Source organism: Pseudoalteromonas sp. ABE4_541, assembly GCF_056312285.1.
On the sequence record NZ_JBSVEM010000019.1, the window covers coordinates 48,648 to 55,186 of the forward strand.

A 6,539-nucleotide genomic window follows, 5' to 3' on the forward strand; every position below is an offset into this window, starting at 1 on the left:
GCACAGCTTGAACCATGCCACCCAAGGTATGCTTGGCAATGCTTTAAAGCACTAGCTCCTCAAATTCCTCAGCTTCGTAACTGTCTAATTGTTGTTGCAATAGCTCAGCTTGAAGGCGTATGGTTCGACTCTCAAATAGTTCAGAAATTGACAACTTAATATCAAACTCGGTACGAATTGCGTTTGCTAATCGCGTAATAAGTAGAGAGTGTCCACCAATATCGAAGAAATCCGACAACACGCTTATTTCCTGATGACCTATCAGTTGTTGCCAAATTTTTAGTAGGCTATTTTCCAACTCATTTTTCGCAGCACATTGCTGCACGTCCGATTCATAGGTTAACTTATGCGCGGCGAGTGCCTGACGGTCCACTTTCCTATTTGGTGTCATTGGTAAGGCTTCAAGTAGCTCGATGCTAGAAGGTACAAAGTGGCTGGGTAATGTTTGACTCAGCATTTGCTTTAGCTCATCAGCCAAATTACTTTGCTCATATTCTTTAACAACAAATGCGACCAGTTTAAGGTCACCACCAAACGAGTTAGCTACGACCGCCGTAGCAGCAACATTTGGATGTGTAAGCAAACACTGTTCGATTTCACCAGGTTCAATCCTAAAGCCTCTGATCTTAACTTGTTGGTCAATACGACCTAGAAAGTCCAAATCGCCACTCTCTGACATTCTAACCTTGTCACCCGTAGCATATAGTCGCTTAGTTGACCCACCCAGCGTGATAGTGACGAACTTTTCTTCGTTCAGCTGTGCACGGTTTAGATAACCAGCACAGACGCCTTCACCACCAATGAATAGCTCTCCCGGCACACCATGAGGCAATAAATTTTTATTACTATCAAGTACATAACATTGTACATTTGATACTGGTTTACCGATGCTCGAACGCGTCTTAGGTTGAATCGATGCATAAGTAGCGAACACAGTGCATTCCGTAGGGCCGTAAATATTGAACGCACTACGCTCCTTTGACACAACGCGGTCTATCAGCTGTTGCCACTGGTGTGCACCTATTTCTTCGCCACCAATAATCAGGTTAGGTAACACAAAGTCAGCTGGCGTCACGTGCATAATTGACTCAAGCTGACGAGGTGTAGCGTCAAGTAGCATGAGGTTGTGTTTTTCAATGTAATTTAAGAGACTATCAGGATCAGTTCGCAACTCCTCAGGCAGAATATGCAAAGTCACTCCATATGCAAGTTGAGCAAACATCATCACTGAGGCGTCGAAGCTAAACGAAGCATTCCAGCCAACGTGATTACCTAGCGCAAACAGGTCTCCACACATATCTTTGACAATATGCTCTAAATGCACCAAATTGCTGTGCATGATCAGGGCGCCTTTAGGGCGACCAGTTGAACCCGAAGTGTAAATCACATACGCAGGATCCGATTCACACATTGTTGATGTCACATCTTCAAGATTACACGCCGGTTGCTGCGCAATCGCCGATGCAGTGCTTACATCATCGACACATATTTGCACACCACCAGCACTACCACATTTGTCAAAAAATTCAGAGCTCGTCACAATCAGTTCAAGATGACTATCCTCTATCATGAGTTCCAATCGCTGCACTGGGTAGTTGGGGTCTAGCGGCACATAGGCCCCTCCCGCCTTCAAGATAGCCAACATGGCAATGACCATGTCTAACGAACGGCCTAAACAAACTCCAACTAACTGGCCTCTCGTGCAGCCTTTCTCTTTAAGGTAATGAGCTAGCTTGTTCGCTTTATCATTTAGCTGTGCATAAGTTAACTTACACTCTTCATAGACGAGTGCATGGTTATCCGGGTGGGTAGAGGCCAGATATTCAAATCTTGTGTGCCATGCTCGCCATGGCCCTCGCTCGACGACACCTTGCTCTTGAGCATGCACCAGTGCTAACTGGTCCTGCTGTGTTATCAAAGGAGCCTGGATCACGCTTTGTTGTGGATTAGAGAGCAGACTATCCAACAACACATTAAAATGATCTGCCATGCCAGATATGGAGCTTGCTTCGAAAAGATCTCGGTTGTATAACCAGTGCAGCTCCAATTCATCGCCTTTTTCTGCGACATTAACGGTTAAATCAAACTTAGCGATTTCTTTATCAGCCCCATAGCTTTGCACACTTAATCCTGATAAATCGAGTTCTGTCGTATCGTTATTCTGTAATGACAGCATCACTTGGAATAATGGGGAATGGCTGAGACTACGCTCTGGTTTTAAACGTTCGACTAACCAATCAAATGGTACTTGCTGATTATCAAAGGCATCCAAAGCCGTTTTTCTAGACTGAGCGATTAACTCATCAAAATTCGGACCGTCACTCAAGTCTGCGCGTAATACGAGTGTATTTACAAAAAAGCCTATTAAATTGGCTAATTCGTGTTGGTCACGATTAGCAATAGGCGTACCAATGACGATATCGTTTTCACCACTATAGCGGGCTAGTAACACAGCTAAGGTACTATGTAACCCCATGAATAACGTGGCACCATGCTGTTTGCAGTATTGCTTTAATCGCTGACTTAGCTCAGCGGGCAAACGTTTAGTACAACTTGCCCCTACAAATGTTTGTCTTGCTGCGCGAGGAAAGTCTAAATTCAATCCATGTACTTCAGGTAAACCGTCTAGTTTATCCGTCCAGTAATCTAGTTGAGCCTGGATCTTACCTGCACCTAATGTTTGTCGCTGCCAATGTGCGTAATCTCGATATTGCAATGCTAGCTGCGGTAATTGTGGCTCAGCCCCCACACAAAAGGCTTGATAACATGTACTCAGTTCATTCGCTAATACACCGATAGACCAACCATCTGATGCAATATGATGCATGGTTAAAGATAAAAAGTGTGTTTGTACGTCAAGTTTAAACAAACGAGCACGAAGCATGGGATCATTACTGAGATCAAAAGCTTGAGTCGCTTCACTGTGCACTTTCTGCTGTAGTTCATCAGTCTGCATGTCTGCTGTAATCGCAGACAAATCTTCAATAGGCAGCACCTGCTCAGGAACACTTTTAAGCGCTAGATATGGCACGGCATGCTCATCCGCCGTGATGCTAGTTCGTAAGATCTGATGTCGTTGCATAATCTGAGCGATGGATTTTTCCAATGCTACAATGTTTAATGGCCCGGTTAACTTGAGACAATAAGCCATATTGTACTGCTCCTTGGAGCCATCCAATTGGTCAATAAACCACAACCTTTGTTGAGCAAAAGAGAGCTCAACTCGAGTATTTTCATCAACTGGTTGCATGGGTGCGACAACCTGCGCTTTATCCATTGCAGCTATTAACTTTGCAAGGGACGCTATATCCTGATTGTCAAATAGCGCCTTTATCTCTATATCAACTTCAAGTTCACGACGAATTGCGGCAACAACTTTAGCCACAGTCAGAGAGTGCCCCCCTAAATCAAAGAAATTATCTGACGTGCCAACACGTTCTTTTTTCAAAATTTGCTGCCAAATTTTGCTCAGTGTTTTCTCAATCTCTGTCTTAGGTTCTACATACTCGCCTTGCTGAAGCTCAAATTTTGGCAGTTGCTTTAGGTCTATCTTGCCACTGGTTGTGACTGGAAAGTGTTCCACAAACATATATTGGTTTGGGATCATGTAAGCAGGTAAAAAGGCCTTAAGTTGCGCCTGTAGTTCAAACGATGTTGTATCGGCGTTGTCTACAAGCTGCACATAGGCCGCAAGATACTTCTCTCGTTGTTTATCAACAACGACAACATGCGCACTTTTCACTGTTGGCAGCTTCGACAAATTCGATGTGATCTCACCCAACTCCATTCTGATACCACGGATTTTGACCTGTTCATCCAAACGGCCAAGATATTCAAACTGCCCATCAGCTAAACAACGTACTTTATCACCCGTTCTATAAACCTTAACTTGCCCATCCATAAAACAGGGGTAGCTTTGAAAAACGGCTTCAGTCAATTCAGGTTTGCCCAAATAGCCATCTGCCAGAGCAGGTCCCGCGATACATAATTCACCAGGGAAGCCATTCGGTAATGGATTGCCTGCTTTATCCAATATGCCAGCCCAATACCCTGGAAGTGCCGAACCTATCGTTAGCGGTTTGTTCTTTCCTATCACACCATAGGTGGCGTTAATGGTTGTCTCAGTCGGACCGTATGCATTGATGGCACGTGTGCCTCTTTGCTCACAATAATCAGCTATACGTGAGCAAAGTGACTGAGACAGTGCCTCTCCTCCAGTAATAATTGACATACGAGAGTGCGCCAGTTGCTCGAGCTGCGGGAGTATTTCTTCAAGTAAACTCGGCGTCGTATTAATGATTTGAATTTCATGCTGAACAGCCTGTGCAACCAACTTACTTGGTTCCACCAAGGTCTCCTTATCTAACACAACCACTTTGGCACCTAAGCACTGTGCTAATAACCCTTTAAGTGATGCGTCAAAAGTAAAAGACGCCATCCATAACCAGCTATTGAGTTTATCAATGCCAAGCGATGCTAATTGTGCTTGAAAGCCTCTATGGAAATGGCAAATTGCACGATGGGATACAAGCACTCCTTTTGGGGTGCCTGTCGTACCCGAGGTATAAATTACATACGCACTGCTATCTGCCGAAACGTGACTAAAAGTTGCGTCACAACTCATTTCCGCCAACAAACGTATAGTGTGTGGATCGTCAAGTGCAATGACATTTTCAATTGAACTTTCCAAGGTGTCTCTGACACCTTGTGTGGCTATCAAGTGTTTTATATTGGCATCTGTGATCTGATACTGAAGTCGGCTCAGTGGATGCTCCGGATCCATTGGTACAAATACGCCTCCCACCTTCAGTACAGCCCAAGCTGCGACAGACATTTCAAGTGTTCTGGGTAAACAAATACCGATAAAATCTCCCGCTTTAACGCCTTGCTGATGCAATCGCTGTGCAAGTTGTTGCGCACGTAGATCAAGCTGTTCGAATGTTAAACTTTGATCATCATGCACAACAGCAACTGCCTCAGGTGTGAGTGCCACTTGACGTACAAATAAGTCATGCAAAGTGACATTTGACGCAGCTTCTAGCTGTGCTTTCACAGGCTCATTGTTGAGTACAATTTTTTCCACTGCGGTATCTGGCTGCATCACCATTTCGTGCAATAGTCGGTTGAAGGCATCACTCAAGCGCACCATCGTCTGCTCATTAAACAAGTCCTTGTTATAGACCCAATGCAGCTGTAACTCCTCACCTTCTTCCACAACATTTAAACTGATGTCGAACTTGGCAACTTCATAATCATTTTGATATGGACTGACTTCTAAACCCGCTAAAGTGATGGGGCCAGAGTCTTGGTTATGCATCGAAAGCATAATTTGAAACAGTGGCGAATAACTTGTGTTACGTTCTGGTTGCAAAATTTCCACTAAACGCTCAAAAGGCATCGCTTGATGTCGATACGCCGCTTGCAAATTATCCTTACTTTGCGCTAACAAATCCTTAAAACCCAGCTCCCCCTCTACTTGGGTTCTTAACACTAAGGTATTTGAGAAAAAGCCAATCAATGAAGCAAATTCATTACGATCACGATTTGCTACAGGTGTACCTACAACAACATCCGCCTCACCACTGTATCGGAACAATAAAGCGGCAAGCACAGCATTAACGCCCATAAACAAGGTTGCTCCATGACGCTGACACATTTGCTTTAATTCATGAACGGCTTGAGCGGGCACACTTGAGTTGTATGTTTTGCCAATGAAACTTTGCTGCGCTGGACGCACGTGATCTAACGGTAAGCTATGCAATTGCGGCAAGCTCGCCAATTGAGTGCGCCAATAATCCATACTGGCTTCGAACTGTTCGCCCTGCAGATGTGTTTGCTGCCACTGTGCATAATCCAAGTATTGAATATTTAGCGGTTCAAGTGCCGCTGGCTGTGCGGTCACTTTTGCACCATAAATGCGGCTAAATTCCTCAAATAAAACACCTAATGACCAACCATCTGCAGCAATGTGATGCATAACAATTGTCAGTATGCTGTGTTGCTCACTCACCTTTATAAGCTGAGCTCGCAGCATGAGATCTGTTTTCAGATCAAATGACTGCTTCTCAAATGAGCTGACCTGGTCAACATCTCTGTCATACATACATTGTGTAAGCGCGAAGTTGAAGTCAGATTGAACTGCCTGATAATAAACTTCGTCTTCATCCTTGAAGTAAATAGTTCTTAGAATTTGATGTCTTTGAATGACTTCTTGCAACGTTTGCTCAATTAAATTTGCACACACAGCGCCTTTAAGCTCAATTGAAACCGGAATATGGTAACTGGTATTGGTTGCATCGAAATCTTTAATAAAACACAGACGCCTTTGCGTATCGCTCAGCACTCCTAATTGAAAATTAGACTCGATTTTGAGCTGTTCCGCTAATAACGCTACGATCTCTTCCTTATTGCCCCCTATAAAACTTTTTTCGTCTTCATTAAGGGTTCTGCTTGTTGCTTTAACCTTGAGCTTATCGCCATTTAACGCAATGTGAATACCCTGTTGTTTCAGCTCAATTAACTTCTGTACTAGCATGATC

Annotated in this window: 1 protein-coding gene; it reads right to left on the reverse strand. The window is 44.0% G+C overall.

Features of this window, described 5'->3' with window-relative positions; translation table 11 throughout:
- Positions 1-43 precede the first annotated feature (43 nt).
- Positions 44-6,535 carry an amino acid adenylation domain-containing protein gene (locus ACW689_RS16955; RefSeq protein ID WP_476293182.1) on the reverse strand — a complete coding sequence of 2,164 codons (6,492 nt, stop codon included), beginning with the start codon at positions 6,533-6,535 and terminating at the stop codon, positions 44-46.
- Positions 6,536-6,539: the final 4 nt, after the last annotated feature.